Source organism: Sinorhizobium terangae (assembly GCF_029714365.1).
Taxonomy (GTDB): domain Bacteria; phylum Pseudomonadota; class Alphaproteobacteria; order Rhizobiales; family Rhizobiaceae; genus Sinorhizobium; species Sinorhizobium terangae.
On the sequence record NZ_CP121659.1, the window covers coordinates 1,351,568 to 1,377,904 of the forward strand.

Sequence of the window (26,337 nt, forward strand, 5' to 3'; positions counted from 1 at the left end):
CGAAAGCAATGCGCTGTCGGACAGCTCTTTGCAAGGACATTCGCAGGGCCATCTGTTTTGCTGGGCGCGTCATCAATGCGGCGCACAGCCCATAAAGAGGAGAGGAACGCTCAGATGCGTGTCGGTTGCCCGAAGGAAATCAAAAACCATGAATACCGTGTTGGTCTGACCCCCGGTTCGGTACGGGAATATGTCGCCCATGGTCACGAGGTGATCGTCGAAACCAAGGCCGGGGCAGGGATCGGGGCAGATGACGACACTTATCGCGCTGCAGGAGCGCGGATTGTTTCGACGGCCAAGGAAGTGTTCGAAAAGTCGGACATGATCGTCAAGGTCAAGGAACCGCAGCCTTCCGAATGGACGCAACTGCGCGAAGGCCAAATTCTCTATACTTATTTGCATCTGGCGCCGGATCCCGAGCAGACGAAGGGATTGCTCAACTCAGGTGTTACGGCGGTCGCCTACGAAACGGTGACGGATGAGCGCGGTGGATTGCCGCTCCTTGCGCCGATGTCGGAGGTCGCCGGACGGCTTTCCATCCAGGCGGGCGCGACGTCGCTTCAGAAGGCGAACGGCGGCCGTGGTATCCTCCTTGGCGGTGTGCCGGGAGTGTTGCCGGCCAAGGTCGCGATTATTGGCGGTGGCGTTGTCGGCTTGCATGCAGCCAAGATGGCCGCCGGTCTCGGTGCGGACGTTTCGATTCTTGACCGCTCCATCCCGCGCCTGCGTCAACTCGACGATATCTTCAACGGTCGCGTTCACACCCGCTTCTCGACGATCGATGCGCTCGAGGAGGAAGTCTTTTCCGCGGATCTGGTGATTGGCGCCGTGCTCATCCCAGGGGCGGCGGCCCCCAAGCTCGTCACCCGCGAAATGCTTTCCGGCATGAAAAAAGGTGCGGTCATCGTCGATGTCGCCATCGACCAGGGCGGTTGCTTCGAGACTTCGCACGCGACGACGCATTCCGAACCGACCTACGAGGTGGACGGCGTCGTGCATTATTGCGTCGCCAATATGCCGGGCGCGGTGCCGGTGACCTCGGCGCATGCGTTGAACAACGCCACGCTTTACTACGGCCTGCAGCTCGCCGATCGTGGCCTCAAGGCGATCGCCGAGGACCGCCACCTGCGTGCCGGCCTCAACGTGCACAAGGGCCGCGTGACGAACCGGCCGGTGGCGGAGGCGCTTGGCTATGATGCCTATGCGCCCGAGGCCGTTCTCAACGTCGCCTGAGGATCGAACTGCTGGCCCGGCGTTTAGGCGCCGGGCCTTTGCGCGGGACGCGCGGCGCCGTAGTCTCAGGCAATCTCGATACGGCACTGATAGCAGTTATACTTGGCGGAACGCACGTGCACGTAGTCAACGTCCGTCCGAGCCAAGAGTTCTTCGGCGCGCTCTGTCAGCCTTTCCGCGGCGATGACGCCACCGGTTCCGTAGACGATGCGATCGTCGCCCCCGTATCCTCGCAACAGATACTCCTTGCTGGCTGCGAGGATAGGCGGCAGCGACTGTCCGTCGTGTCCGGTGCATTCGTCGGCGTGGAGGAAGATCGGTCCGGTCTCCGCGTAAGCTTGTGCTGACGCAAAGGGTCGATAAGCGAGCACAAGATAGGGCTCGCCGCGATCGACGTTGCGTAGACAATATCGGCAGGGAATGCCGTCGCCGTCCGAAATACGCCGCTCAGGTTGGTTCCCATAAGCATCAAGGGCGCTGCCGCGCAGTCGTTCTGCGTGGTTGTGGGGCATCGGGATGTAGCGTAGAGCCATGGCGGTTCTCCTCCTAAGAAATCTAGGAGGAGATGGATGCGCTTTTTCGGTCCGCCTCGACACCCGAAACTTGCCTCGCGCATCGATTGGGGATCGGAGCCGATTTATGGAAAAACGTGCAGGAATTCAAAGCGCTATAACGTTAGGCTCCTGAAGAGATGCACAGTACTATCGACGTCAGAGCTTTTTTGCCAAAGCAAGCAACTCGGCGTCGCTCAAGGGTTCGACAATTGCCTCCCGCGTCGCGACCGGCGAAAAGCCGAACTGCTGATAAAGCTGAAGGGCACGCGGGTGGTCGAGATTGTTCGTCGTCACCTTGACCTTGCTCGGGTTCATCGCCCAGGCCGCCAGCAACGTCTGCAGCAGGAACCATTTGCCGAGGCCGAGACCGAGTGCGTGTTCCATAAGGCCGAAATGAGTGAGCTCGATGACGTCGTTTTCGCGTTCGTGCAGTTCGAAGAAGCCGGCCGGTGCACCGTCGACGTAGAGCACAGTAACCGTCGTCTCCTTGTTGTGGAGCACGTCCGCCAGTTCCTCGTCGCTCATCCGCAGGCGCTCCGTCCAATGCCAGCGCTTGCCGACACGAAGGTAAAGGAAGCGGTAATAGGCGAGCGGGATGTCCGATACGCGCAATACGGCCGTGTGGATGTTGACGGGTATCGGCAGGCTTTGTTTCGGCGGTGACGTCATTTCGAGCTCGGTCACGTGCGCCGTGATCGCCGCAGATTTCGATTCTTGCATGGCACTCACTCTCTGCCGGTCGTGACCGGCGTGTCGGGCCGTCCGCCCCACTCCGACCAGGAGCCATCATAGAGCGTATTGTCCGTGTGCCCCAGCGATTGCAGGGCAAGAGTTATGATTGCCGCGGTGACGCCGGACCCGCAAGTGGTGACGACCGGCCGCGTCAGGTCGACGCCAGCATCGCTAAAGGTTTGGCGCAGGGCGTCGAGGCTCTTGAGCTTGCCTCCTTCGGAAAAAACGCCGGACGGCAGGCTCTTGGCTCCAGGCATATGCCCCGAGCGCATGCCGGCTCGCGGTTCCGGTTCCTCGCCGGTGAAGCGGCCTGCGCCGCGCGCATCAGCAATCTGAGCGAGCCGGTTCGCGACAATCTCCTTCATGCGCTCGAAGGAGGTGACGGCCGCAGCATTGAACGTGGCGTTGAAAACGCGCGGCCTCGGATCAGGGATTTCCTGGGTCGTCGGCCGTCCTTCCGCCTTCCAGCCATCCAGCCCGCCATCGAGAACGAAGACGTTCTTTGCGCCCATGATCCGGAACATCCACCACACGCGCGGCGCGGTGAAGATGCCCGGCCCGTCGTAAACGACGATTGTGTCGTCCTCGCCAATCCCCATGGCACCGACGGCTTCCGCGAAGGCCTGCGGCGAGGGGAGGGTATGCGGCAGCCCGCTTGATTGGTCGGCGATCGCATCCTGGTCGAAGAATATCGCACCGGGGATGTGCGCCGCCGCGTATTCCGACTTCGGGTCCCGGTTCTGCGCCGGCAGGTACCAGGCAGCATCCAGGATCTTCACCGTCGGATCGGCAAGGCGCTGCTGGAGCCAGTCCGCAGAAACGACAAAAGCACTCTTGTTCTCGTTCTTGTTATCCATTGTCGTCTCTCCACAGACTCAAACAGCCGCACGATCCTCGGGCGATCCGAAGCGTATTCGAAAACGCCGATTCTCCTTACCCTTCTTTTCTACCTTGGCGATGTGAATCGCGCCCACTTCCTGGGTCTCGGAAACATGCGTGCCGCCGCAGGGCTGGCTATCGACGGCGGAATCCTTTCCGATGCAGACGAGGCTCACCCTGCCAAGGCCCATCGGCGGGCGGACGTTCTTCGATTTGACGATGCCGGGGTTGGCCGCGAGTTCCTCGTCCGTGATCCATTGCACGTAAACGGGGTGGTTCTCGTCGACGAGTTTCATGAGCGCGGCGGTTACCTGATCCTTGTCGATCGTTTCGCTCATGTCGAAGTCGACGCGGCTTTCGTCCTCCCCGACGGCGGCGCCTGTGATCGGGAAGGGGCAAACGACGGAAAGCAGGTGGCAGGCGGTATGCATGCGCATCAATCGGTATCGGCGCGGCCAGTCGATGTGGAGGACGAGCTTTTCGCCGATCGCCGGTGAAGGCTGACCTCCCGCCGGGACGTGTATGATGACGTCTTTGGTGGCGCCGTGCCTGGTGCCTGCGATTGCGATTCGGCTTCCGTCGTCACGCTCGAGAAAGCCGGTATCGCCCGGCTGCCCGCCCGAGGTGGCATAAAAGCACGTCTGATCAAGCTCGATCCCGCCATTCTCGAGGATCCCTGTCACACTTGCCTCGCAGGTCGAGAGGTAGAAATCTTCACGGAAGAGGGCGGTAACGGTCTTGATCATCGTAAATTTTATCCGACGGGTTCGTACGGGACGGTGATGTTCGAAGTGGTCTTCAGCCAGTTTGGCACCGGCAGGCCCTTGGAGATCAGAAAGTCCGGGTTGAAAAGCTTCGATTGATAGCGGTTACCATAGTCGCAGAGAATCGTTACGATCGTGTGGCCGGGACCGAGATCCTTGGCGAGGCGCACCGCGCCGGCAATGTTGATGCCGGTCGAGCCCCCGACGCAGATCCCTTCCTTTTCGATAAGGTCGAAGACATAGGGCACGGCTTCCGAATCGGGAATCTGGTAGGCGAAGTCCGGCGTGAACCCTTCGAGGTTGGCCGTGATGCGGCCCTGGCCGATGCCCTCGGTGATCGAGCTTCCGCTCGCCTTGAGCTCGCCATGTGCATAGTAATTGTAAAGTGCGGCCCCTTCCGGATCGGCAATACCGATCTTGACGGCTGCATTTTTGGCCCGCAACCCTTGTGCCACGCCGGCGAGCGTGCCTCCAGAGCCGACCGCGCAAATGAAACCGTCGACTTTGCCGTCCGTGTCGCGCCAGATTTCCGGCGCGGTTGTTTCCACATGCGCGTCGCGGTTGGCGACATTGTCGAACTGATTTGCCCAGATCGCGCCGTTCGGGTCCGTCTTGGCAAGTTCGGCGGCCAGTCGGCCCGAAATCTTCACGTAGTTGTTGGGATTTTTGTAGGGTACTGCGGGAACTTCGACCAGTTCGGCGCCCAGCAGGCGCAGCGCGTCCTTCTTTTCCTGGCTCTGCGTTTCAGGGATTACGATGACCGTGCGATAGCCGAGCGCGCTGGCGACGACCGCGAGGCCGATTCCGGTGTTGCCGGCCGTGCCTTCTACGATGACGCCGCCGGGCTTCAGCTGCCCGGATTTTTCCGCCTGGCGGATGATCCAGAGGGCCGCTCGGTCCTTCACCGATTGGCCCGGATTGAGAAACTCCGCTTTGCCCAGAATGGTGCAGCCGGTGGCTTCGGAAACGGCCTGGAGTCGGATCAACGGTGTGTTGCCGATCGCTTCGAGCACGGACGGAAGAACGGTCATTTTGAAAACCTCACGCTGGACGGAACAGACGCCGGGTCTGAGCCCAGCATAAACCCTGATGAACGGCGATCCGATAAACATTTGGTTTACAGGCAAGATCGCCGAAATATTGGCGTGTTTTCGGCTCAGCCTGTGCACTAGGCAAGAAATAGCGTTTCGCAGCTAACCTGTCCCGGGCAAAATTCGTCTCGGTCGTCAAAAGGGCGGTCGAAAGTGGAAAATCTGGACAGGCGTTGCCGTCGGAGAGGCATTAAACCCGGGCAGGGGGGAGACAGCCACGGGTTTTGGAAGGGGAAGCCCTTCCCGATGCACGCGAGGACGAAATGGCGACTGCATTCACAGCCCGACCCGACCATGGAATGGTGTGGATAACAGGGGCGAGTTCGGGCATCGGGCGCGCCGTCGCCCTGAGGCTGGTTGAGGAGGGGTACTCGGTCGTCGTCACGGCACGTAACCACGAGAGGCTGGTGGCGCTTCAGCATGAGGCGTCAGGCCCCGGCAGGATTGTCGTTCTCGATGGGGACGTCACGGATCCGAGCGACATGGAGCGTTTGCTGGCGGCGATCGAATACGATCACGGCCGGGTGGCTTTGGCCCTGCTCAATGCGGGCGTAGTGATTCCGGTGCGCGGCGACGATCTTAACCGGGACGCCTTCGATAAGAGCTTTGCGGTCAATCTTCATGGCGTGGTCAATTGCCTCGTACCCGTTGTCGAACACATGAAGGCGAACGGCCATGGCCAGATCGCCATCATGTCGTCGCTGGCGGGATACAGCGGCCTGCCGATGAGCGCTGCATACGGGGCGACCAAGGCAGGGCTCATCAATATGGCCGAGAGCTTGAAATTCGACCTCGATCGTATCGGCATCCGCCTGCAATTGATCTGTCCGGGTTTTGTCGACACGGCCGCCTCCGCCAGAGGCAAGTTCCCGCGACCGGCCCTGGTGAGCGTAGAGGAGGCGGCGGAGCGCATTTGCCTCGGCCTGAAATCAGGGCGCTTCGAGATCACGTTCCCGAAACGCTTTACCTATGCGGTTAAACTGGCGCGTTTCCTGCCGTACAGGGCCTATTTCGCGCTTCTCAACTGGCTCGTGCCCGGGCGCGTGCCCGCCACCACGGCGAAAAAGTCGCAATCCAGAACGAAGGGGCGGTCGCGTCAGGCGGTGTGAAGCACGAGAACCGCACCGAAGACGAGCGACAGGCCGAGCCAGCCGACCGGTTTCAGCTTCTGACCGAAGAAGAGACGCCCGCAGATCGCGGTGCCGAAGATGCCGGTGGCACCGAGCACCGCATAGGCGATGGCAAGTTCCATGCCCTTGACCGCCTCCGCAAGCAGCGCGAAGGCGGCAAGTACCAGGAGAATCGAAAGCACGCCCCAGCCGCGCCGTGCAAAGCCGTTCGACTTCGTGGAAGCCAGATTCGCAGCGACGTCGAGGACGCCGGCCATAACCGCGAAAGCGAAATAGAAGCTGTTGGCGCTCATCGGGCCGCTTCTCCCGCCGCTTCCTCTTCCGGTGCCTCGCCCGCGTTGACGAGCAGTATCCCGACGATGGCCATCGACAGGCCCAGCATTTCACGGCCGCTCAGTGCATGGCCAAAGACGAACACCGAGACCAGCGTGATGAGGGCGACACCTGACCCTTCCCAGATGGCATAGGCGACGCCGACAGAGATCGTCTTCACGGCCCTGGCGAGGAATACGTATGAGAGCGCAATCGATGCATACATGATCGCATGTCCGGCATAGGAGCCGGAGGCGGACGCGGCCTTCATCGCGGTGAGGCCAGCGACCTCGGTCGCGATCGCGAGAGCCAGGAAAAGCCATGCAACACGCATGAGGAACCTTCGGGACTAATGCATGTCGCCCAAAAGTGTGCAGCGGTTTTGGGACAACGACATGCATAAAAGCAAATGACCTAAAGCGCGTCACATGAGTCCGATCGAAGGCGACGCGTTTTATACTGACAAACGAAAAGAGCCATTCGCGTACTTGCCGCGAATGGCTCTTTGAAACTGGCTCCCCGGGCCGGATTCGAACCGGCGACCTATCGATTAACAGTCGAGTGCTCTACCGCTGAGCTACCAGGGATCATCTGCGCCGCAGAAGTGAGGCTGCTAATACAAATGCTTTTTCGATTTGCCAAGCGGTTTTTCAAAAAAAATGACAACGTCGGTTGCGAGGCTGTGGAGAAGGCCCCAATTCTGGGGGAGGAGCATGAAAGAGCAATAATGACGAACGCCAGGAAAGAACGACATTTCGGCATCGATCCGCAGACACGTGAGATCGTTCTCGGAAAATGGCGTATAAGCTTGCCCAACTCGCCGGTGCTTAGAATTCTGCTTGGCTCGCTTCTTATCGTGGGCGGCGTGTTGGGCTTCCTGCCGGTGCTCGGTTTCTGGATGATTCCTCTGGGGCTGCTTGTGCTCTCTCACGACATACCGGCGATCCGCCGGCGTCGCCGCAAACTGGCGGTCTGGTGGGCACGCTGGCGCGGCCAGCAAAATTCGTCCGGAAAGTCCTGAACTTGGCACGCGGAACCGATGTCTGGAGGCAGCGGGGCGGCTGACGAATCCGCCGATTGGATGCCGCTGGGGATTGCTGGGGAGAACGGTGAATGCCTTCGTACGTTCTACCTTTTTCGAGTCCTTCCCCCTTGCGCTCCTCATAGATTCGTTCTAAACGCCGGCCATCGCTTGATCGATCGAGCGCGAGAGGCCTCGTGGCGGAGTGGTGACGCAGAGGACTGCAAATCCTTGTACCCCGGTTCAATTCCGGGCGAGGCCTCCAAACAAAATCAATAGCTTAACATATCCGCTTCAAGCAGATTGCGAGAATTGCCTAAGCCTCATCACCAGGGCAAGGATCGAGGCCATATGTCATGACCTCGTCAGTCCGGCACTCTTTCCAACGAAGGTCCCATAGCGGCTCGAAGGGACAGCCGAGCGGGCTCTGGTCACCCCAACGCCTCGATCGCCGGCATGGATGTCGCCTGCGCGCGGTCATAGCTACATGCCGAAGAGCGGACCGCACAACAATCCTAAGACCTTTGGCAACGTCCCGTAGGACTAAGGTCCATGGATCATGGCAGGTGTCGCCCCTAAACTCCCTCGATATCATTTACAACGAGTTTTTGCTTTGAAGCGCGGTTTGTACACTCGCCGGTCTCTGCCGAAGGGCATGGGCCGGCTTTTTCTTCCTGCTGAACGTTTGCCTCGCTCTACTGCATGTTTTCTAAATCGTTGTCGACTCGGACTAAAACATGCAGCAGGCCAACGGCGCGGTGCTGGAGGTATTGCAGGCCAGTGGTTCTTCGACGCCTGAGGCCTCAAAGGGATCTTATCTCAAGAAAATCGATGATCTTGGTCCAATCCAGACGCTTCGCGAGTGTCTGGGCGAGGGGCCTTCCGTGGCGTGCCCGCATTCGGCTGCGACCACGGAAACAACGGTAGGAATCCTGAGAAGCCGGTAGGTCAGGTCTCGCGCTCAAAAAGAACATCCGACCAGCAGCTTCTAAACGCCACCGCCTCCTGCAACCAGGCTCGAATACCGCTTACATCGTCAAACGAATGCGTGTCGCTCAAAAGTGTGCCGTGGTTGGGGCAACGAGATGCACAAAAGCACTGATCTAAGGCGCGTCACATAAGTCCGATTTAACGCGACGCGCTTAGTGATAGCGGCGAATGAGGCCAACGAGCTTGCCCTGGATCTTGACGCGGTCCGGCCCGAATATCCGCGTTTCATAGGCCGGGTTGGCCGCTTCGAGCGCAATGGACGCGCCCTTTCTGCGGAACCGTTTGAGCGTTGCCTCTTCATCGTCGACCAGTGCAACGACGATGTCGCCGGGATTAGCCGTGTTTGCATTCCGAATGATCACAGTGTCGCCGTCGAAGATACCCGCTTCGATCATCGAGTCGCCCTTGATTTCGAGCGCGTAGTGTTCGCCACTGCCCAACATCTCGGCCGGGATGGAAATGTCGTGCGTGTTGTTCTGGATCGCGGAGATCGGAACACCGGCCGCGATTCGTCCCATGACCGGCACCGAAACGGATGCGGTATCGCTCGGTGGCGGCGATTTCGGCGCGGCGGCCGGCGCGGCAGGCGGCTTGCCCAGGCTGCCTTCGATCACGCTTGGCGAGAAGCCACGCCGAGGCTGCGGGCTCGTTGTATAGGCCTCAGGCAGCTTGATGACTTCAAGTGCGCGCGCCCGGTTGGGAAGGCGGCGAATGAACCCACGTTCCTCGAGCGCTGTAATCAACCGGTGGATGCCCGACTTGGAGGCGAGGTCCAGCGCGTCTTTCATCTCATCGAAGGACGGCGGCACCCCGGATTCCTTCATTCGTTCGTGAATGAACAGAAGCAATTCCTGTTGCTTGCGGGTTAGCATGGCGCGTCACTCCAGAATCGCGAAACAAATCAAGAACAGACACTATATGTTCCATATGTGTTCCGCAAGTGCCTAAAATTCCGTGAATTTTCCCAGTCGTCGCGTATTCCCGCTGAAAAGCGGTCGGTCGCTCGGCAGACTGCTATCCCGCTAACGATGCAAAAGTTAGAGCCGCGACCCTGGCCGGTCGGTCAGGCTGGTGAGGGCTCCGGAGCTTGCGCGTGTCGCGGTTGTGATCTCCTGGATCAAGGCCTGGCTCGCCACCGGAATTGAAACGTCGGATCGGAAGATCAATCCCACCTTTTGCGCCGGCACGAGCTCCTGGATGTCAAGCTGGCCGGATATATCGATCTCGACCAACGAACCTGTTTCGAGCTCTATTCGGACGGCGTCCTGGCGCACAAGGCCGATGAACTCGCTCTTCTGGAGAATGTTCTTGACGAACATCGGAGAGCCGCTGCGCAGAACCGATTTATTGAACTCCATGCCTACGATCTTGCGCAGCGCGCCTTCGAGGTCGCGGTTGCCGGTCAATACCACCCAAGGGTACTGGGCCAGGTCCTTGAGTTCGATCTGGTGACCGTCAAGCATAGGGTGACCGGCGCGTACGACGAGGATCATGGAATCGAGATAGAGCTCGCTCTGCTCGACATCGGGCGGAAGATCCTCCGGCTCGAAGAGGGTCGCGATCAGGAAGTCGAGATCGCCGAGCAGCAATGGGCGGATCAGGTCACTGCGAGTGCCATTGGCAATGTTGATGGTCAGACGCCGCTCGTCAGTCACGAGCCTGAGGATCGCAAAAGCGAGCGTGCGGCTGTCAGGGCCAAGCGGAGCGCCGACGTTGATCTCGCCCGATCCAAGCGTGCGGATCGCTTTGATTTCGCTTTCCATCTTGCGCATCTCCGCGGCAATGCGCCGGGCATGATCGAAGACCGCCTCGCCAAAGGAAGTGAGCGTGATGCCGCGCGGGCCGCGGTCGAGCAGCGGCACTCCGAAAGCATATTCAAGCATTTGGATACTTTTCGAAAGTGCCGGCTGGGAAAGATTGAGGCGCTGCGCGGCCTTGTTCAGGCTGCCCAGTTCAGCGACTGCAAGGAACCGATTGACCGAACGCAGATCCATATTTCACCTCCCCGAGAAACTGGATTTGACGATAGTCAGTTCTAACTTCTGGTTTGAACGATATCAAATCATTCTTCTTGATTTTAGAACTTCCGAAACGCAGACTTCGATCATTCCCGGCGGTTACGATCGATTTGCCCAGGGAAGGCCGAAGCGGGAAGTCCTTGAGGACGGGGTTGTACGAAGCCGTGAGGAGACGGTGTCGCACAATCGAAGCGACGGTCGAGGAGGAGCATTTCCGGATAGTCCGGATTTCAATCATCGCATGATCATTGTTGGCCTTCAGGGAGCGCTCATGCGTGTCCCAACGGTTTCGGCTGGCATTTTTCCAAGGCAGGAGGGGAGGATTGCATGTCGGCAAGAGTTGGATTCGTGGGCGTCGGCGCAATGGGATTGGCCATGGCGTCGCATGTGCTGAAGGCGGGCTTCGCCGTAGCTGCCTACGACCTTGATGCGGAATGCCTCGCCAAGGCATCCGCCGCGGGCATCACGGCTGCAAAAGACCTCGCCGATCTCGCGACGATGGCCGACGTTTTCATCGCCGTCGTCGCGACCGATGATCAGTCGCGCGCGGTGACCAGGGAGTTGGCGCCCATCGCCAAGAAGGGCTCGGTCATTGCGATTGCCGCGACCAACAATCCGGGCACGATGCGCGAACTCAGCGATTACTGTGACAGCTATGGTGTGAATTTCATCGACGCGCCGGTCGTCTATGGCCTGGAGGGAGCGCGCGAGGGCACGCTGCTTTCACTCTGCGGTGGACGTGAGGCCGATGTCGAGAAGGCGCGTCCGGTGTTGATGAGCTACAGCCGCGACGTTCTGCACGTCGGCGAGATCGGCTCCGGACAGCTCGCCAAGGCCTGCAACAATCTGCTGCACTGGATCCATTGCGTCGGCAACTACGAAGCGCTGCTCCTTGCCAAGCGCTACGGCGTCGATGCGCAGCGCATGCGCGAAATTCTGCTGAAGAGCCCGGGCTACAACAACACGCTGGAACGCTGGGACGGTACCCGTTTCACCTGGCACGAGAAGGACATGGACGTCGTTCTCGACCTTGCGCAGGCGGGCGGGCTGGTGCTGCCGCTGAGCGGCCAGACCGACCAGCTCATCAAACTGTTGACCCCTGCCGACGTGCGCGACCTGCTCTACGGCCCCGAGGCCCACTATCTCGGCCGCCGCGTCATCGCGATCAACAGCGAGGCCGGAAGCGCCTGAGAATTCTGCTCTGCCGACGTTTTGCGCAACGGGAGCTGAATCATGGAAATTGTCGCATTCGATGTCGAGCCGGTGGTCCTGAAGAAGGACGATCCGGAATGGAAGTTCGCGCTTGGCGCCAAGCCAAACACGGAAGGTGTCATCCTGCGCGTCGCGACGGCAGAGGCCGAGGGGTTCGGCTATGCCTCGGCCACGGCCCATATGGGCTCGATCAAGTCCACGCTCGTCGCGGAGCTCGGTCACTTCCGTGCCTTGGTGCTCGGTAGTCGTGTTGACGAGATCGGCGCCATCATGCAGCTGCTCGACCGCAGGCTGCGTGGGGCTCCGCAGGCGAAGGCCGCCGTCGACTGTGCGCTCCACGATCTTCTGGCAAGGATTCTGAATGTCCCGCTCGCGACGCTCATCGGCGGCAAACGGCGCAGTGAGGTGCCGATCCTGCGCATTCTCGCCATCAAGTCGCCGGACAAGATGGCAGTTCAGGCAAGACTCCTGGTCGACCAGGGATATCGTTACCTGAAGATCAAGGTGCACGGCGATGTCGATGAGGATGTCGCGCGGGTCGCGGCCATCCGTGCCGAGGTTGGTCCGGACGTGCATTTGACGATCGATGCCAACCAGTCCTATTCGCCGAAGGATGCGGTAACTGCGATCCTGAAGATGGCGGATCATGGCATCGAACTCGTCGAGCAGCCAGTGCCAGTCGAGGATCTCGAAGGCCTGTCACTTGTGACGAAGTTGGTCCCGATCGCCGTCGAGGCTGACGAAGCGGCGGGCTCCCTCGCAGAAGTCTATGACCTGGCAAAGCATCGGCGCGTCGATGCGATCAGCCTGAAAATCCCGAAGCTCGGCGGTATCCGCAATACGCTTGCGGCGGCTGCAATCTGCGAACAGGCGGGAATCCGCTACCGCATGGGCGCCGCGGTCGGCAGCCGTCTGCTCTCTTCCTTCGCCATTCACCTCGCCTGTGCACTTCCGGGAGCGCAATACGCTTGCGAGCTCGGCGAGTTCGAGCGGCTGCTCGGTGATCCCTTTGGTGGCTTGTCGGTTGAAGACGGGGTGCTCCGGCTACCGTCCGGCCCCGGAACCGGAGTGGAAAAGGTCGATGCCGGCACAAGCGATCGGGCGGCCGAGAATTACGAAGCTATCACGATGACGAAAGGATGACCGAGGTGGGAAAGCATGCATCTTCTGGAAAATACGCGATCGTTGGTCTCGGCGTCATTGCCGGGCCGCAACCCGACCGATCGGAACGAATGATCGCGGCAGAGGCGGCGAGGCTTGCGATCGCCGATGCTGGCCTGACAAGGGCCGATATCGGCGGCGCGATAGATCTGAGGCGTACGGGCGGTGGCGGCGACCGCGCCAATTACTCGGACGCCTTCACGCGTGTTCTCGGCATCAAGAACAATTTCTACTTCACCTGTGGGCGCGGCGGGGCACTGGCCGGTCTCGGCATGGCCGCCGCCATGTCCTATCTCGATAGAGGCATTGCGGATTATGTCGTGCTGATGGGCGCGGTGACGGACTGGTCGCAATCGCAGGAGACCCGCAAAAAGGGGTTTCGCGGCATGGCGCATGCCGAAAAGCGCGGCTACTGGGGCAAGCCGCTCGGTGACTCTCGCGCTGTCAGCCACCATAGCTGGATGGCGGCTCGCCACATGGCCGTCTATGGCACGACCAGCGAGCAGCTCGGCGCCATTTCCGTCGCGGAGCGCCAATGGGCCTGCATGAATCCGGAAGCCAAGATGTACGGCCGGCCGATCACCATCGAAGATCACCAGAGTTCGCCGCTGGTCGCCGAGCCCTATCACCTGCTCGACATGAGCCAGGTATCGGATGGGGGGATCGCCTTCATCCTCACGACGGCGGACCGCGCCAAGGACTGCGCCAGGCCGCCGGTCTACGTGCTCGGCCAGGGGTTTGGCGAAGTCTCCGCCGATTTGTGGTGGGAGAAGAAGAACTTCACCCACATGGCCGTCGAGCCTGCCAAGAAGCAGGCTTTCAGCCAGGCCGATATCACGCTCGACGATGTCGATTGCGCCCAGCTCTATGACTGCTTCACGGCCGAAGTTCTGTTCCAGCTTGAGGACTACGGCTGGTGCAAGAAGGGCGAGGGCGGTGCCTTCGTCGCTGACGGCAACATGGCGCCCGGCGGCTCAATTCCCGTCAATACCGGCGGTGGGCTGCTCTCCTGCTACCACCTCGGAGACCTCACCGGATTGGCCGAATCTGTCCGGCAGCTTCGCGGTGAAGCGGGCGAACGTCAGATCGAGGATTGCGACATCGTTCTCACCACCGGCCATGGCGGCGAACTCGTCTCGCCAGGCATGTGCTCCATCCACACCTGCACGTTGCTCGGGAGGCACGCATGAACGTCAATCCGCAATCCTATACCGTCGATCTCGACTGGAAGAAGCCCTATCCCAGCATCGACCACGACAATGAAGCCTTCTGGGACGGGCTCAAGGAGCACAAGCTTCTCGTCTGGAAATGCCAGCAATGCGGCGCGGTCTACTGGCCGAAGGCCTATTGCCAGAACCACGAAAACGAGCCATTCGCCGCCAACTGCGAATGGACGGAGGCGTCCGGCCGCGGCAAGATCTTCGCCTTCAACATCCATCATTGGGCCTTTCATCCCGGCTTCAAGGAAGAGGTGCCCTACGTCTACGCGCTGATCGAGCTCGAAGAAGGGCCGTTGATCAGCTCTCAGCTCGTCGGCGATGACCTGCCGACCGACATCCACAAGATCGGGCAGACGGTCGAAATCGTCTATGAGGACCATCCCGCCCAGGGCTTCACGCTTCCCAAGTTCCGTGTCGTGAGGGGATGAGGAAACACATGACTGGCCAGATACATTCCCTTCCTGCCCGGAGCCTGCTTGCGCCTCGTTCCGTTGCCTTTGTCGGGGTGTCCGCCAAGGGCGGCGCCGGCAACAAGATGCTGAATTCGGCGCTGCGTTCCGGGTTCGAAGGCAAGATCTGGCCGGTCAACGCCAATGCCGCGGAGATCGCCGGCGTCTCCTGCGTCCCCAGCCTCAGCGCCCTTCCTGCGGTGCCGGACTGCATCGTCATATCGGTCCCGGCAGAGGGCGTGCTCGCCCTTGTCGAGGAGGCCGCAGCGATCGGCGTTCGCGCCGCTCTCGTCGTCTCCGAGGGCTTTGCCGACGCGGGTACGCCCGAGGGCCGGGAGCGACAGGAACGTCTTGCGGCGATCGCGAAGGTTTCCGGCATGGCGGTCGCCGGGCCCAATTGCATGGGTATCGCCACGCTCGCCCACCGGTTTGCTGCGACCATGGCCGACATTCCCGCAAAACTCGACGCCGGCGGCATTTCGCTTGTCTCTCAAAGCGGCGGTCTGCTCAACGCGGTGGCTGAACTCAGCGCCAATCGCGGCATCGGCATGAATTATCTGATCTCGATCGGCAACCAGGCGGTGCTGGACCTGGCGGACTATATCGACTTCCTTGCGGATGACCCAAAGACGAGCGTCATCGCCTGCATCATGGAGGGCGCAAAGGACGGACGGCGGTTCCGAGCCGCCGTCGAGCGGGCATCCAGGATCAAGCCGCTGGTCATCCTGAAGCTCGGTCAGAGCACCGCCGGCCAAGCCGCCACCTTCGCCCACACCGGGACGCTTGCCGGCAGACACGAGGCCTATGAGGCGCTATTCCGCGCAAACGGCGTCGCTGCCGTTTCAAGTCTCGACGAACTGGTGGAAACGGCAGCGTTGCTGGCGACGGCGCCCCTGCCTGCGGGCAATCGCGTCTGCCTGCTGACCGTCTCCGGCGGAGCCACATCGCTGATTGGCGACCTCGGCGAGCGAGCGGGCGTCTCCTTCGGACGTATCGACGAGGAGACCAGTCGCCGTGTCGGCGAGGCGCTCGGTGTTTCGCGCGACTTCGGCAATCCCCTTGATACGGTCGGCATGCCGCGCCTGCGTCAGGAGGGCGCGATTGAAGGCGTCGTCGGGGCGCTTCTCGATAGCGCTGAGATCGATGTCATCGGTCTCGTCCTCGGCATGCGCCTCGAAGGCGCCGAAAATCACGACAAGCTCGTCGCGCGCATGGCCGAGATCGCCAGGACGGCGAGCAAGCCGTTGCTCGTGCTCTCCTTCATCTCGAACAGTCTGACGGCGCATTGGCGCGGCTATGCGATGGAGCATGGGCTGCCGCTTGTCGAGGATGTCGAGCTCGGACTGCGCGCGATCCGCCATCTGACCGACTACGGGGCATTTCGGCAAAACATGTCCGCGCGCCGCGAGCCACCGCAGGCGCGCCGCGCGTCTGGGGATGTCAGCGATGGCGTCGTGTTCAGCGAAGCGGAAAGCAAGCGCATCCTCGGACGGGCGGGCCTTCCGGTCACGCGGGAGTATCTCGCAAAAACGCCGAAGGAAGCGAAGGCGCTGACGGAAAGGATCGGCGGCCGCGTCGCCCTGAAAATCCAATCCCGCGATATCCCGCACAAGTCGGATGTCGGCGGCGTCCACCTTGGCGCGACCGTCGACGACGCCGAAACGATGTCGCAGAAGATTTTGACGAATGCCAAAACGGCCTGTCCAGAGGCTGCCATCGACGGTATCCTCGTGCAGGAAATGGTTGGTGAAGGCGCGGAATTCATTATCGGCATGACGTATGACGAGCAATTCGGCCCGCTGGTTGTCGTGGGTGGCGGCGGCGTAATGGTCGAGGTGTTCAAGGATGCAAGTGTCGGTTTGGCTCCGCTGACACGTCAGCAGGCCACGGAGATGGTCGCCCGGCTGAAGATTTCCGTTCGCCTTGACGGTTTCCGCGGCGCTCCCCCACTCGATAGAGAAGCCCTGATTGATTGCCTCGTCGCGTTCTCGAATTTCGTGGCGTCGACCGATGGCCAGCTTGCGGCCATCGATCTCAATCCGGTCTTCGTTCGCACCCGCGGGAGGGGTGTGAAGATCGCCGACGCCCTCATCATCACCACCAGTCTTTGGGAGGAAGACAATGAACAGACGGAGACGCATTACGCATTCAATTAGCATAGTTATGGCTTTCCCGCTTTTGGCGGGTCTCGGGACGCCGGTGTTTGCGCAGAGTCAGGAGGAGATCCTGCACTATACCGGTGCTGATCGAGAGAAGGTTCTCGTGGAAGGTGCCGCCAAGGAAGGCGAGCTCGTGGTCTATTCGGCGATGATCGCCGATCAGGCCCTGCAGCCGCTCACCGAGGCCTTTATGAAGAAATATCCGTCGGTGTCCGTGACCTTCTGGCGCGGTGACTCCGAGGACATCGCGCAGCGCGTGCTTGCCGAAGAGCGCGCCAACAATGTCGTCGTTGATGTCGTCGAAGGCACCAGCGTCAGCGAGAACCTGATCAAGGCTGGTGCGGTGCAGACCTTTGCCTCGCCGATGCTCGATCAGTATCCCGACTCCTACCGGGACCCTAACCACCTGTGGGCCGCGACACGGGTCAGCTATTTTTGCATGGCCTATAACACCGACATGGTGAACGCGGCCGACGTTCCGAAGAGCTACGAGGACCTTCTCGACCCGAAATGGCAGGGCCAGATCGCCTGGCGCATCGGCAGCGAGAGCGGCACGCCGCTATTCATCACGAACCTTCGTTCAGCCTGGGGCGAGGAAAAGGCGGAAGAATATCTCAAGAAGCTTTCCGCACAGAAAATCGTGAACTTCGGCGCCGGCAGCGCGCGCACGCTCGTCGATCGGGTGATCGCCGGCGAATATGCGATGGCGCTTAATGTTTTCTGTCACCATCCGCTGATCAGCGCGGAGGACGGCGCGCCCGTCGCCTCACAGCTCATGAACCCGGTCGCCTCGACGACGGCCACGCTGCTGATCCCGAAGAACATCCGTCATCCTTACGGCGCGGCGCTCTTTACCGATTTCCTCCTTTCTGAAGACGGTCAGAAGATCTTGCTCGGCGCGGACTATTTCCCCGCCCATCCGAAGGTGTTGCCGTCGGAAATGCTTCAGAAGATCGTGCCGCATGAAGCCGGCTACGAGGAAAACCTCGTTCGACCGGAGGCACTCGTCAACAACGGCAAGAAGTCGGACGAACTGTACCAGACGTACTTCAGATAATTGGAGCGAGGCCGCCGATTGGGGCGGCCTCTCTGACCGGCAATAGACGAGAAAGTTCAGAGCGATATGAAAACGCTTCAATTATCCGCCGTAACGGTGCCGACAGTCAGGAAGATCAATTTTTCGCCCGTCGTGCTCGTCCTGGCCGCCATCCTGCTGGTGCTCATCATCCCGCCGGCCGCCTATCTGGTCGCCTCGAGCCTCTACACGACGAATTTCGACGGTTCTTTCGATCAGTTCACCTTTGAGTTTTTTGCCGATCTCCTTCGCAATCCCTATTTCCTGCGAAGTCTCATGCACACGGCCGTCTACTCGCTTGGGTCCGCCTGCGTCGGGATCGTCCTTGGTACCGTGCTCGCCATCATCGTCGAACGGACCAATACTCCGGGGCGCAAGTATGCCTTCCTCGGTGCCGTCATTTCGCTTGCGATCCCGCATGTTCTCTACACCGTTGCCTGGCTCATGATCCTTGGCAAATCGGGCCCGTTCAACCAAATGCTGAAGGCGATCTTCGGGGCGACGGCGCCGTCGTTCGACGTGTATTCGCTGCCCGGCATGATCCTGATCGAAGGCGTCGGATTCGTGCCGCTGACCTTCCTGATGATGTCGGCGGTCCTTCGTTCGACGGATGCCGCCTTCGAAGAAGCATCGATGATGAGCGGGGCAGGGCCGGTCACGACATTCTGGAAGATAACCCTCAGGATGGGGATGCCCGGCGTGCTGGCGCTGCTGCTCTTAAGCTTCATCCGCGCTTTCGAATCCTTCGAGGTGCCGGCGATCGTCGGCCTCGCCGGCAATATCGAGGTCTTGAGCACGAGCATCTACCAGAGTTCGCGCGCGACGACGCCGCCGAATTTCGGCCAGGCCGGAGCCTACTCCGTCTGTCTGCTCGCCTTCCTTGCCTGCCTTCTCTATTTCTACGGGCGGCTTTCCCGGCACGCCCACCGCTACCAGACGATAACCGGCAAGGGATACCGTCCGCGGGTGATCGATCTCGGTCGTGGCCGCTATGCCAGCATGCTGGTGCTCATCGCCATCCTGCTCTTCGTCATCGGACTGCCGCTGGCGATCATAGTCTTCGTGTCCTTCAAACCCTTCTTCGGGAGTTTCAATGTCGCCAGCCTCTCGCGCTGGACGTTGAAGAATTATGCGACCGTGATCGGCCCAGGCTTTTTCCGCTCGACGCTCGTCAACACGCTGGTGCTCGGGACGGTCACGGCAAGCATTGTCGTGCCCTTCACGGCCCTTTGCGCCTGGCTTGCCGTTCGCCGCAAACCTGCGGCATGGGTGCTTGATCAGCTCGCCACCGCGCCGCTGACGTTCCCATCGATCGTCATGGGCGTCGCTTTCCTGCAGGTCTTTGTCAACCTGCCGTTCCCGTTCTATGGAACGCTGACCTCGGTGATCGTCGCTTCGGCCGTCGCTTATCTGCCCTACGGCATGCGCTACGCCTATGCCGGAGTGCTGCAGATCCACTCCGATCTCGAAGAGGCTTCGACAGCTTCGGGTGCGCCGCAGATGCAGACCTTCCTCAGGATCGTCCTGCCGCTGCTTTCGGCCTCGATGATCAGTTGCTGGCTGTTCGTCTTCCTGCTTGCGGTGCGGGCCATGTCACTGCCGCTTCTTCTCGTCGGACCCGGAAGCTCGCTCGTCGCCGTGAGCCTGTTCGATCTCTGGCAGAACGGGCAGGTGACCGAGCTCGCCGCCATGGGCACGGTCTGGGTTGCCCTCATGACATGCGTTAGCGGATGCTTCTATCTGGTGGCGCGCCGTTTCCGGATCCTCACCGCTTAGTTGCATTCCAGGGAGGTGAAATATGCTGAGAGTTGGTAATCTCGTAAAACAATACATCAACGAAGCGGGGGAGCGAAAAGGCGGGGTGTCCGGCGTCAGCTTCGACGTCAAGGAGGGCGAGCTGTTCACGCTTCTCGGCCCTTCCGGTTGCGGCAAGACGACGACGCTGCGGTCGATAGCGGGTCTCGAACATCCCGACAGCGGTCTGATCCAGCTTGACGGCCGCGACCTCTTCGACAGCCGTTCCGACATACAGTTGCCGATGTACGAGCGCGACATCGGCATGGTCTTTCAGTCCTATGCGATCTGGCCGCATATGAGCGTCTTCGAGAATGCAGCCTATCCCTTGCGCACCCGCCGCAACGGTCATCTTGCGCGCGAGGCGATCGAATCCCGCGTGATGCGCTCACTCGAAATGGTCGGACTGTCCGAATACCGCAACCGGTCGGCCACGAAGCTTTCAGGCGGGCAGCAGCAGCGCCTGGCGCTCGCCCGCGCCCTGGTGCGCGAGCCGAAGCTGCTCCTGCTCGACGAGCCGCTCAGCAACCTCGATGCGCTGCTTCGCGAGCAGATGCGTTCGGAAATCAAGCGCCTGCAGACCGAATGGGGGGTCACGACGATCTACGTGACGCATGACCAGAGCGAGGCAATGGCGCTCTCCGACCGGGTGGCGGTGCTCAACAATGGCGTGATCGCGCAGATGGGAACGCCTATCGATATCTACGACAGGCCAAGATGCGAGTTCGTCGCAAACTTCATCGGCCGGACAAATCTTCTGCGCGGCAAGCTCGCAAGTCAGGTGAGGGCAGGTGACATCGCCGCCGTTCACACGTCGATCGGCGCGATCAGATGCATGTTTTCCTCAAGCATGACTGCCGGCCATCAGATCTCCTTCGTCATCCGGCCGGAGAATATCGAGCTCCAGCCGCTCAACGGCAGTGCGAGTGAGGCGGCGCCGAACAGCGTCAGCGGCCTCGTCCAGGGCAAGGTCTTCCTGGGAGAGGTCGCGGAGTACACGATCGGCGTCGATGGAGATCAAAGTCTGATTGCTCGCACGCATCCCTCGATCGGCCTCAACCGTGGCGACCGCGTCCGCGCGTCTTTCCCCGAGAACAAGGTGATCGCGATCTGCGACTGAGTTGATACTCACCGTTCGCTACAGCGCCGTGCGTCCTTTAGGACGCACAAATGACGCTGTAACTCTTTGATTCCACGCATCGTGCTTTCCGAAAATCGGGTCCGATATTCGCGCCGATGCGCTAGATTGTGCGGATCATCTGCCAAATCTGCTCCGGGTCCTTGACGCCGGCCTGGTAAAGCTTGGCGATCCTCTGGGCGACTTCTTCAGCCTCCTCGCTGCCCATCGCCAGGTTGCGTTCTTCGAGGGCCTTGTGCAGCACGCCTTCGAGGATCGCGACTTCACCGGGAAGAATGGGGTAATCCCGGAAGTTGTTGAAAGGGTTCATGGCCGATCTCCTCTTTGGGGCAAATCTGCCGGTGGGAGCAGTCTACGCGCTTTTTGAGGGGGCGCGAACGGGAAACAGCCCGCATTACTATGGCGCCGCGCGTCCAATCGGACGCGCGAAGGCCGCTGCAATGCATTGAGTTTGCGCACGTTTTATCCTCAAATCCGCTGCGATTTAGGGAACATGCAGTTGCCGGTCTTCGGGGCATATCCGCGTTGCCGCAAATGGCACTTGCGGCTACCGTGTCCTCAAAGCGCAAATGTCCGCGCCGCGAAGCGAATGCACTCGCGCCTTCTCGAACGCTATCGCTCCCGCGCCTCGCTCCGGTCGGCGCGGAGGCTTTTGGCCGGTCGGGGACTCCCGGAACCTGCCTGTGCCAACGATCCTTATTTGCTCGAGGCTGGATGAGGTATCATCTTCGGCGGCTCTTCCAGAAAAGTATAGGGTCCCTCAGGACACTTGACGTCCGGGTTCACCGGGTGGAACAGGCCGAGCGGGTTCGGCTTGAAGATCCACGCATGCAGGTCGTAATGGTGGAGCGCCGCCGGCAGCAGCGGTTCATGCCCCTCCATGGGTCCGTCGAAGGGATGCCCGAACAGTTCGGGATTCGGCTTGACGCCCGTGGCAAGCGGGATCAGCCATTCGACGGCAACGAGCTCGAGCTTGTCGCCAGTTGGCTCATACACCAGCAAAGTCGGCTTCATTGGATCCGGCTCCGGGCCGATCAGCGCGGGGTTCAGAAAGTGTACCCCCATCGTGCCCGTCGCGTACGAGACACATCCCAAGGTCGAGAAATAGCCGTCGCGCACGGCGACAACGGGATCCTTGTATTTCTCAAGTGCTGATTTCAGCTTCTCCAGCTCGGGCGGAAGTGGGTCATTTGCATTCACCAGCGGTGCAGATATGAAAGAAGCGCCCGCCGCGAGACCGACTGTTCGCAGCAAACGCAGTACCGAAGTCATACGCATGGCTCGTCCTCCCTTGCTCAACTCGCGTCCCGCGAGGAGCATGGCCGGCATGATACAGCGGGCGGGCTCGCCGTGCTATTCGCGAAAGGGGATTAGGTCTTGAGCCTAGGGGATCGCGCGATCGGAACGGGCGAGGGCCGGATAGTGCGGCGCCGCGCGTCGGCAGAAACATATGGCAATCCGATTGCGACCTTTGGCGACATTGTGCCGGACTAAGGTCCCATAGATCGAAGACGACGATACCCTAGGTTTTTGGGGGTTGTCGGCAATGCACCCACAAGAACCTAATTATTTTAGAAGCGATTTAGGGCGGGGACCTGTCCGATGAAGCACGGGCCCCGCCTGTTTCGGCGGTCGACGCGCCACGACCCAGCGCCATGCTATAACACAAGCTGTATGGCGCAAGCCCGGAGCGACTGACGGCAAGGACGCCACAAGCAACAAAAAGGCCGGGCGGACCCGACCTCTCGTCGTCACCCCATGCCGTTGCCAGTACATCCGTGGTCAACAGCACGGGGGACGTTCTGCAACTGAATGTACGCGTTGATTATGACAGTGGCAAGTCGGGGTTTCGACACCCTGACCGCTGCGCGCCTTCCTGCGACCTCCAAGAGGCGATCGGTTTTGTGGATCGTATTGGATCCCTTGCACCTGCCCCGGGCGCGTTCGCCGTCGCCAATGCTAGGCGTGCGGTCGGTTGCCACTCGCAAAATCGCCGACAGCCGAGCGTGCCGCCGTTCATCGGAGGTTCAGGCTCGGTGGCTCAAGCTGATACGCAGAGAGGAGGAGTTGACCATGAAGAAGCTCTCATCCGTCCTCACCGCGGCAGTCCTGGCCGCGTCTTTCGCTCTACCGCTAAACGCGGCGCCGATCTTCGTGCCGAAACCCGACATCGTACAGGCTGGCCCTGTCGAACAGGTCAGGCACATGCGCTATCGTCATTGGCGCGCTGATCGCTACTGGCATCGGCGGTACGCATGGGGTGCCTGCCGCTACTATGGCCGGTGCTATCCTCGCCAATACGGGTATTATGGCTATCCTGACTACTACCACTATCATCGGCGGTCTGGAGTCAGCATCTATTTTAACTTCTAGCCGACGGCACCTGCAGGATAGAGCGACGTCGCAACTGTTGCGACTGAAAGTGGCGAAACGATTCACCCTTCGACAAGATCGCTGCGCTCGAAGGGGCGCCGGGCCGTGTTGCCTTTGATGCCAGCCGTTTCTCGTGAGAAATCTTGAAAAAGCTATGATTTCAATGCGATGGCGGAGGAGGTGGGATTCGAACCCACGGTACGCTTTCACGCACGCCGGTTTTCAAGACCGGTGCCTTAAACCGCTCGGCCACTCCTCCAGTCGATTGAAAAGACTGAGAAATACAAAGGCTGTTGATTTCCCGAAAACGGCAATTGCGACCGTTTTGCTACTCAATCACTCGACGGCTGGCTTTTTAGCAGCTTTGATCGCCGCGTCAACGTGCTCCGACCCGACGTCGAGCCTCAACTGCTTTGCTGCCTGGGCAAGCTTGGCGGGATTTCTCGCGTCCCGCCAAGAGGCGCGAAGGCGGCGCGCGAAAGGTTCGCGGATCGATTTATACGATTTGTAAACCATAGCGGAAGATTTTTGCCGCGGTTCTGGGTTCCTGTTCGCAATTTTGCCGTCTTGCTGACATGATTAATCGACTGTCTCGTTTCGAGACGCCGAGCTTTCCGCGGGGGCTAGAGCGGAATGTTTTCGAAATACGGCTTTGCGAACGATATTGGGGACAGATGATTTGTAGAAGAAATGCGGCACTTCTTTCGAGGGGGCTACGTGTTGCTGCGGTTCCGTTGCTTTGCGCGACGCTGGCAGCCTGTGGTTCGGCCTCGAACGTCAAGACAAGCAAGGCGCGGAGCAAGGAATACTTTGCTGAGTCTGTTTACGGCGTCAAAGCGAGCCCGCGGGTCGCGGACGGTCGGAACATTCCGAAGGGCGGCGGGCGCTACCAGGTTGGCAAGGCCTATCAGGTCAAGGGCAAGTGGTACCAGCCGAAGGAGGATTTCGGCTACAACAAGGTTGGTGTCGCTTCCTGGTACGGCTCCGCCTTTCACGGGCGACTGACGGCGAACGGCGAAGTCTACGACAAGTATCACTTGTCTGCCGCGCACCCGACGTTCCCGCTGCCGAGCTATGCCCGCGTCACCAATCTTGAAAATGGCACTTCGGTCATCGTTCGCGTGAACGACCGCGGCCCGTACGAGTATGGCCGCATTATCGACGTCTCCTCGAAGACAGCCGACATGCTGGACATCAAGGGCAGGGGCAGTGCCAAGGTGCGCGTGCAATATGTCGGTCGCGCGCCGCTCGAAGGCAACGACATGCCCTATCTGATGGCCTCATATGTCAGGAAGGGTGACCGCAGCCCCGGCGTGATGCCGGAAGGACAGATCGCGACGGGGGTCATGGTTGCGTCGAACGAGCCGTTCCGCAACCAGGTGCCGGACCTCGCCCGCGTGCCGGTCCCTCAGCGGTCGATGCTGGATGCGGGCATTCCGGTGACGGCGCTGGCCGAGCCGGCGCCGCAGGTCGCCATGCCGTCCTCTTTCGGCGAATTTGTCGCACTCCCGGAGATCGGGCCGATTCCGAGAGAGCGGCCGGAGCTGATCCCGATGCCTGACGGGAACATGGCCTATGCCGCCGCCTATGTGGAAGTCCGCGTCAGCGACAAGGCTTCGCCATTCGAGGCGATCATGGTCGACACGAACCCACTGACGGCCGATTCCATCATCGCCTATGCTAAGCGCCAGAACAGGGACGGTGTTCCGCTCTAACACTGGTTGAAGAGGCTTGCGCGCGCTGCTATGCCCATGAAGAAGCCGGAGTTTCTCATGCGCATAAAGTTGCTCGCGGTCGTGGCCTTTCTTGCGGCGACCGTCTCGACAAATGCGGTCGCGCAGACGCCCGCATTCGATACTAAGGCGAAGCAGATCTACCTCGTCGATGGGGAGACCGGCACAGTGCTCTTCGCGCGCGGCGAAGACGAACCCGTGCCGCCGGCATCGCTTGCCAAGCTGATGGCGATGGAGGTGGTCTTCGAGGCACTGGACAAGGGCGAGCTAAGCCCGGAGACGACATACGAGGTCTCCGAACACGCTTGGCGGACGGGGGGCGCACCGTCCGGCACCTCCACGATGTTTGCCGCCATCAAGTCGAGGATCCGCGTTGCTGACCTCATTCAAGGCGCGACCGTACAACTGGCGAATGATGCCTGCATCATCCTCGCGGAGGGCATGACCGGCAGCGAGGCTGCCTTTGCCAAGCGCATGACGGCGCGGGCGCGCGAGCTCGGCATGCCCGTTGCGACCTTCAACAACGCCACCGGTCTTCCGGATCCTGCCAACAAGGTGACGATGCGGGAACTGGTGACGCTGGCGCGGCATCTGCGCGAAGCTCACCCGAACTTCTACCGGCTCTATTCCCAGCCCGAGTTCGAATGGAACAAAATCCTTCAACGCAATCGCAACCCGCTGATTGCCGCCAACGTCGGCGTCGATGGCCTCGCTACCGGATTTGCTGAAGGTTTCGGCTTCTCGGTCGCAGCATCGATGCAGCGCGGCGACCGTCGCGTTTATCTCGCGATGGGCGGGCTGGAAACCGACAAGGAACGCACGGAAGAAAGCCGCAAAGTGCTCGATTGGGCGATGACGGCTTTCGAGAAGCGGCGGATTTTTGCCGACGGAGAGACCATCGGCGAAGCGAGCGTTTATGGCGGTGCGGCATCGCATGTTGCCCTTGTCGCGGGCGGGCCGATCGATGTACTTCTCCCGGCCAACAATGCTGAACGGCTGACCGCGCGCATCGTGTACAAGTGGCCGCTCAATGCGCCGGTCGCCGCCGGTCAAGAGGTCGGCGTCGTCAAACTCTGGAATGGCGAGCGGCTGCTGGTGGAAGTGCCGCTGAAGACCGGCAGCGCCGTCGAGGTTGGTACGCTGACCAGCCGCGCGGTCGACGCGCTTCAGGAGCTTCTCTTCTTCTGGCTCTAACAAATGCACGCGCGCCCGTTCCTTCCGGCGAACCAATCGGCTAAACAGGGCCGATAGCTACAGTGGCACGCGCCTCATCAGACGCGTAAAAGGACGCCGTAGCGC

At 60.6% G+C, this 26,337-nt stretch carries 25 protein-coding genes and 3 tRNA genes; 15 read left to right on the forward strand and 13 right to left on the reverse strand.

Annotated elements, in window-relative coordinates; all coding sequences use genetic code 11:
* Window positions 1-114 precede the first annotated feature (114 nt).
* Window positions 115-1,233: an alanine dehydrogenase gene (gene ald / locus QA637_RS06470; protein ID WP_153440813.1), complete on the forward strand. Its 1,119-nt coding sequence runs from the start codon at window positions 115-117 to the stop codon at window positions 1,231-1,233.
* A gap of 65 nt (window positions 1,234-1,298) precedes the next feature.
* Here ald and QA637_RS06475 read toward each other — a convergent pair whose 3' ends face one another.
* From QA637_RS06475 to QA637_RS06495, 5 genes are all read right to left on the reverse strand, one after another.
* Complete coding sequence (locus tag QA637_RS06475) at window positions 1,299-1,766, reverse strand: DUF1203 domain-containing protein (RefSeq protein WP_153440814.1); 468 nt, start codon at window positions 1,764-1,766, stop codon at window positions 1,299-1,301.
* 177 nt (window positions 1,767-1,943) lie between these two features.
* Window positions 1,944-2,507, reverse strand: a complete 564-nt coding sequence (locus QA637_RS06480; RefSeq protein WP_153440815.1) for a GNAT family N-acetyltransferase — start codon at window positions 2,505-2,507, stop codon at window positions 1,944-1,946.
* Window positions 2,508-2,512: 5 nt separating this feature from the next.
* Window positions 2,513-3,376, reverse strand: coding sequence for a 3-mercaptopyruvate sulfurtransferase (sseA, locus tag QA637_RS06485; RefSeq protein ID WP_283064348.1), 864 nt, complete (start codon window positions 3,374-3,376; stop codon window positions 2,513-2,515).
* Between the two features lie 18 nt (window positions 3,377-3,394).
* Window positions 3,395-4,144 carry an alanyl-tRNA editing protein gene (locus QA637_RS06490; protein ID WP_153440817.1) on the reverse strand — a complete coding sequence of 250 codons (750 nt, stop codon included), beginning with the start codon at window positions 4,142-4,144 and terminating at the stop codon, window positions 3,395-3,397.
* 8 nt (window positions 4,145-4,152) lie between these two features.
* Entirely contained in the window at window positions 4,153-5,193 is a 1,041-nt protein-coding gene (locus tag QA637_RS06495) for a cysteine synthase A (RefSeq protein ID WP_153440818.1), read from the reverse strand.
* A gap of 323 nt (window positions 5,194-5,516) precedes the next feature.
* Here QA637_RS06495 and QA637_RS06500 point away from each other — a divergent pair, with 323 nt between their 5' ends.
* Complete coding sequence (locus tag QA637_RS06500; protein WP_153440819.1) at window positions 5,517-6,362, forward strand: SDR family NAD(P)-dependent oxidoreductase; 846 nt, start codon at window positions 5,517-5,519, stop codon at window positions 6,360-6,362.
* Here QA637_RS06500 and QA637_RS06505 read toward each other — a convergent pair.
* From QA637_RS06505 to QA637_RS06515, 3 genes are all read right to left on the reverse strand, one after another.
* Window positions 6,350-6,676, reverse strand: coding sequence for an SMR family transporter (locus QA637_RS06505; protein WP_153440820.1), 327 nt, complete (start codon window positions 6,674-6,676; stop codon window positions 6,350-6,352). The genes QA637_RS06500 and QA637_RS06505 overlap by 13 nt on opposite strands.
* Window positions 6,673-7,029 (reverse strand): SMR family transporter, encoded by a 357-nt coding sequence (locus QA637_RS06510; protein WP_153440821.1) that lies wholly within the window; start codon window positions 7,027-7,029, stop codon window positions 6,673-6,675. The genes QA637_RS06505 and QA637_RS06510 overlap by 4 nt, the downstream gene beginning before the upstream one ends.
* 178 nt (window positions 7,030-7,207) lie before the next feature.
* Window positions 7,208-7,282, reverse strand: a tRNA-Asn gene (locus tag QA637_RS06515).
* Window positions 7,283-7,422: 140 nt separating this feature from the next.
* On the opposite strand from QA637_RS06515, the gene QA637_RS06520 reads away from it, so the two are divergent.
* Together QA637_RS06520 and QA637_RS06525 are read left to right on the forward strand one after the other, a co-directional pair.
* Window positions 7,423-7,716 (forward strand): hypothetical protein, encoded by a 294-nt coding sequence (locus tag QA637_RS06520; RefSeq protein ID WP_153440844.1) that lies wholly within the window; start codon window positions 7,423-7,425, stop codon window positions 7,714-7,716.
* 191 nt (window positions 7,717-7,907) lie between these two features.
* Window positions 7,908-7,981, forward strand: a tRNA-Cys gene (locus QA637_RS06525).
* Window positions 7,982-8,858: 877 nt separating this feature from the next.
* Here QA637_RS06525 and lexA read toward each other — a convergent pair.
* Window positions 8,859-9,578 carry a transcriptional repressor LexA gene (gene lexA / locus QA637_RS06530; RefSeq protein ID WP_153440822.1) on the reverse strand — a complete coding sequence of 240 codons (720 nt, stop codon included), beginning with the start codon at window positions 9,576-9,578 and terminating at the stop codon, window positions 8,859-8,861.
* Between the two features lie 165 nt (window positions 9,579-9,743).
* The gene (locus tag QA637_RS06535; RefSeq protein ID WP_153440823.1) at window positions 9,744-10,700 is read right to left on the reverse strand and encodes a LysR family transcriptional regulator; all 957 of its coding nucleotides are present in this window, start codon (window positions 10,698-10,700) and stop codon (window positions 9,744-9,746) included.
* Window positions 10,701-11,051: 351 nt separating this feature from the next.
* On the opposite strand from QA637_RS06535, the gene QA637_RS06540 reads away from it, so the two are divergent.
* The 8 genes from QA637_RS06540 to QA637_RS06575 all read left to right on the forward strand — a co-directional run bounded on the left by QA637_RS06540 (window position 11,052) and on the right by QA637_RS06575 (window position 20,914).
* A complete protein-coding gene (locus QA637_RS06540; protein ID WP_153440824.1) occupies window positions 11,052-11,915 on the forward strand; it encodes an NAD(P)-dependent oxidoreductase in 864 nt (287 codons plus the stop codon).
* Window positions 11,916-11,957: 42 nt separating this feature from the next.
* Window positions 11,958-13,079 carry a mandelate racemase/muconate lactonizing enzyme family protein gene (locus QA637_RS06545; RefSeq protein WP_153440825.1) on the forward strand — a complete coding sequence of 374 codons (1,122 nt, stop codon included), beginning with the start codon at window positions 11,958-11,960 and terminating at the stop codon, window positions 13,077-13,079.
* Window positions 13,080-13,084: 5 nt separating this feature from the next.
* Window positions 13,085-14,287, forward strand: coding sequence for a thiolase family protein (locus tag QA637_RS06550; RefSeq protein ID WP_153440826.1), 1,203 nt, complete (start codon window positions 13,085-13,087; stop codon window positions 14,285-14,287).
* Window positions 14,284-14,745 (forward strand): Zn-ribbon domain-containing OB-fold protein, encoded by a 462-nt coding sequence (locus QA637_RS06555; RefSeq protein ID WP_153440827.1) that lies wholly within the window; start codon window positions 14,284-14,286, stop codon window positions 14,743-14,745. Before QA637_RS06550 ends, QA637_RS06555 begins: the two co-directional genes overlap by 4 nt.
* A gap of 8 nt (window positions 14,746-14,753) precedes the next feature.
* Window positions 14,754-16,922: an acetate--CoA ligase family protein gene (locus QA637_RS06560; protein WP_283064352.1), complete on the forward strand. Its 2,169-nt coding sequence runs from the start codon at window positions 14,754-14,756 to the stop codon at window positions 16,920-16,922.
* Window positions 16,888-17,982 carry an ABC transporter substrate-binding protein gene (locus tag QA637_RS06565; protein ID WP_153440829.1) on the forward strand — a complete coding sequence of 365 codons (1,095 nt, stop codon included), beginning with the start codon at window positions 16,888-16,890 and terminating at the stop codon, window positions 17,980-17,982. Before QA637_RS06560 ends, QA637_RS06565 begins: the two co-directional genes overlap by 35 nt.
* Window positions 17,983-18,048: 66 nt before the next feature.
* Window positions 18,049-19,776, forward strand: coding sequence for an ABC transporter permease (locus QA637_RS06570; protein WP_153440830.1), 1,728 nt, complete (start codon window positions 18,049-18,051; stop codon window positions 19,774-19,776).
* 22 nt (window positions 19,777-19,798) lie between these two features.
* Complete coding sequence (locus QA637_RS06575) at window positions 19,799-20,914, forward strand: ABC transporter ATP-binding protein (protein WP_153440831.1); 1,116 nt, start codon at window positions 19,799-19,801, stop codon at window positions 20,912-20,914.
* A 121-nt stretch (window positions 20,915-21,035) separates the two neighbouring features.
* Here the strand turns inward: QA637_RS06575 and QA637_RS06580 are convergent, their stop codons facing one another.
* Together QA637_RS06580 and QA637_RS06585 are read right to left on the reverse strand one after the other, a co-directional pair.
* A complete protein-coding gene (locus QA637_RS06580; protein ID WP_153440832.1) occupies window positions 21,036-21,242 on the reverse strand; it encodes a Rossmann-fold NAD(P)-binding domain-containing protein in 207 nt (68 codons plus the stop codon).
* A gap of 386 nt (window positions 21,243-21,628) precedes the next feature.
* Entirely contained in the window at window positions 21,629-22,210 is a 582-nt protein-coding gene (locus QA637_RS06585) for a hypothetical protein (protein WP_283064355.1), read from the reverse strand.
* A gap of 795 nt (window positions 22,211-23,005) precedes the next feature.
* On the opposite strand from QA637_RS06585, the gene QA637_RS06590 reads away from it, so the two are divergent.
* Entirely contained in the window at window positions 23,006-23,305 is a 300-nt protein-coding gene (locus QA637_RS06590; protein WP_153440834.1) for a hypothetical protein, read from the forward strand.
* Window positions 23,306-23,474: 169 nt separating this feature from the next.
* Here QA637_RS06590 and QA637_RS06595 read toward each other — a convergent pair.
* Window positions 23,475-23,564, reverse strand: a tRNA-Ser gene (locus QA637_RS06595).
* 415 nt (window positions 23,565-23,979) lie between these two features.
* Between QA637_RS06595 and QA637_RS06600 the strand changes: the two genes are divergently transcribed.
* Both QA637_RS06600 and QA637_RS06605 read left to right on the forward strand, forming a co-directional pair.
* The gene (locus tag QA637_RS06600) at window positions 23,980-25,020 is read left to right on the forward strand and encodes a septal ring lytic transglycosylase RlpA family protein (RefSeq protein WP_283064356.1); all 1,041 of its coding nucleotides are present in this window, start codon (window positions 23,980-23,982) and stop codon (window positions 25,018-25,020) included.
* Between the two features lie 57 nt (window positions 25,021-25,077).
* Window positions 25,078-26,232: a D-alanyl-D-alanine carboxypeptidase family protein gene (locus tag QA637_RS06605; protein WP_153440836.1), complete on the forward strand. Its 1,155-nt coding sequence runs from the start codon at window positions 25,078-25,080 to the stop codon at window positions 26,230-26,232.
* Window positions 26,233-26,337: the final 105 nt, after the last annotated feature.

Bases quoted from the DNA above. Each gene is read 5' to 3' on its own strand.
- QA637_RS06575 (WP_153440831.1), top strand. From the start codon at position 19,799: ATGCTGAGAGTTGGTAATCTCGTAAAACAATACATCAACGAAGCGGGG.
- QA637_RS06510 (WP_153440821.1), bottom strand. From the start codon at position 7,029: ATGCGTGTTGCATGGCTTTTCCTGGCTCTCGCGATCGCGACCGAGGTC.
- QA637_RS06520 (WP_153440844.1), top strand. From the start codon at position 7,423: ATGACGAACGCCAGGAAAGAACGACATTTCGGCATCGATCCGCAGACA.
- QA637_RS06505 (WP_153440820.1), bottom strand. From the start codon at position 6,676: ATGAGCGCCAACAGCTTCTATTTCGCTTTCGCGGTTATGGCCGGCGTC.
- lexA (WP_153440822.1), bottom strand. From the start codon at position 9,578: ATGCTAACCCGCAAGCAACAGGAATTGCTTCTGTTCATTCACGAACGA.
- QA637_RS06500 (WP_153440819.1), top strand. From the start codon at position 5,517: ATGGCGACTGCATTCACAGCCCGACCCGACCATGGAATGGTGTGGATA.
- QA637_RS06570 (WP_153440830.1), top strand. From the start codon at position 18,049: ATGAAAACGCTTCAATTATCCGCCGTAACGGTGCCGACAGTCAGGAAG.
- ald (WP_153440813.1), top strand. From the start codon at position 115: ATGCGTGTCGGTTGCCCGAAGGAAATCAAAAACCATGAATACCGTGTT.
- QA637_RS06535 (WP_153440823.1), bottom strand. From the start codon at position 10,700: ATGGATCTGCGTTCGGTCAATCGGTTCCTTGCAGTCGCTGAACTGGGC.
- QA637_RS06475 (WP_153440814.1), bottom strand. From the start codon at position 1,766: ATGGCTCTACGCTACATCCCGATGCCCCACAACCACGCAGAACGACTG.
- QA637_RS06560 (WP_283064352.1), top strand. From the start codon at position 14,754: ATGACTGGCCAGATACATTCCCTTCCTGCCCGGAGCCTGCTTGCGCCT.
- QA637_RS06490 (WP_153440817.1), bottom strand. From the start codon at position 4,144: ATGATCAAGACCGTTACCGCCCTCTTCCGTGAAGATTTCTACCTCTCG.
- QA637_RS06495 (WP_153440818.1), bottom strand. From the start codon at position 5,193: ATGACCGTTCTTCCGTCCGTGCTCGAAGCGATCGGCAACACACCGTTG.
- QA637_RS06580 (WP_153440832.1), bottom strand. From the start codon at position 21,242: ATGAACCCTTTCAACAACTTCCGGGATTACCCCATTCTTCCCGGTGAA.
- QA637_RS06605 (WP_153440836.1), top strand. From the start codon at position 25,078: ATGCGCATAAAGTTGCTCGCGGTCGTGGCCTTTCTTGCGGCGACCGTC.
- QA637_RS06480 (WP_153440815.1), bottom strand. From the start codon at position 2,507: ATGCAAGAATCGAAATCTGCGGCGATCACGGCGCACGTGACCGAGCTC.
- QA637_RS06555 (WP_153440827.1), top strand. From the start codon at position 14,284: ATGAACGTCAATCCGCAATCCTATACCGTCGATCTCGACTGGAAGAAG.
- QA637_RS06590 (WP_153440834.1), top strand. From the start codon at position 23,006: ATGAAGAAGCTCTCATCCGTCCTCACCGCGGCAGTCCTGGCCGCGTCT.
- QA637_RS06565 (WP_153440829.1), top strand. From the start codon at position 16,888: ATGAACAGACGGAGACGCATTACGCATTCAATTAGCATAGTTATGGCT.
- sseA (WP_283064348.1), bottom strand. From the start codon at position 3,376: ATGGATAACAAGAACGAGAACAAGAGTGCTTTTGTCGTTTCTGCGGAC.
- QA637_RS06540 (WP_153440824.1), top strand. From the start codon at position 11,052: ATGTCGGCAAGAGTTGGATTCGTGGGCGTCGGCGCAATGGGATTGGCC.
- QA637_RS06545 (WP_153440825.1), top strand. From the start codon at position 11,958: ATGGAAATTGTCGCATTCGATGTCGAGCCGGTGGTCCTGAAGAAGGAC.
- QA637_RS06600 (WP_283064356.1), top strand. From the start codon at position 23,980: ATGATTTGTAGAAGAAATGCGGCACTTCTTTCGAGGGGGCTACGTGTT.
- QA637_RS06585 (WP_283064355.1), bottom strand. From the start codon at position 22,210: ATGCGTATGACTTCGGTACTGCGTTTGCTGCGAACAGTCGGTCTCGCG.